Here is a 547-nt window from a genome sequence, read left to right as displayed (position 1 = left end):
GTTATGTTGATCCTAAAGGGGCTTATGTAATTGTTGTAGTAAATACACATATTGATAGTTGGTTTGAAATGCTTCAACCAATCTGGGATTGTATTGCTCCTGATGCACAGACACTTGTTGATGAAATGGAAAACAACATACAAACTATGAGAAAATGGAGACAACAAGTATGATTAAAGAGTTGAATTTTGAAGATACTGGAGATCGTAAGCAGGTTAAGCAAGCACGAATGACAAGTAAGAGTTATTTTGCTGTTTTTGGTAGTAAAAGATCAAAACACAAGACGCATTCAGATTGCTACGACAATATTTTAACCGTGTACCCTGATATGGACTACTCTAGTGTTCATGGGGTAATTGATGCTTACCTTGAAAATAAAGGTGCTTGGTAATGTTTAAACTTCTTCAAATTGAATATGAAGAACATCCGCTCTATCATAGAACAAAAGCTGTGATAGAGTCTTTGGACGAAAGATTTCTTCAGTATGAAACTGATTGGCATAACAACGGTGCTATTGGTCTGTGGTGTTCTAACTATCCAAGAATGT

Annotated in this window: 1 protein-coding gene; it reads left to right on the top strand. The window is 35.6% G+C overall.

The window, feature by feature from the left end:
- Positions 1–169 precede the first annotated feature (169 nt).
- A complete protein-coding gene (locus BPODLACK_RS23175; protein ID WP_159406337.1) occupies positions 170–391 on the top strand; it encodes a hypothetical protein in 222 nt (73 codons plus the stop codon).
- Positions 392–547: the final 156 nt, after the last annotated feature.

It is taken from the genome of Gordonia sp. YY1 (assembly GCF_009872315.1).
Lineage (GTDB): Bacteria > Actinomycetota > Actinomycetes > Mycobacteriales > Mycobacteriaceae > Gordonia > Gordonia amicalis.
Note: the sequence above shows the minus strand (reverse complement) of the source record. Positions and strands in the feature narration are given on the sequence as shown.

Excerpts from the sequence above, each read along its gene's own strand:
- BPODLACK_RS23175 (WP_159406337.1), top strand. The coding sequence starts at position 170 with ATGATTAAAGAGTTGAATTTTGAAGATACTGGAGATCGTAAGCAGGTT.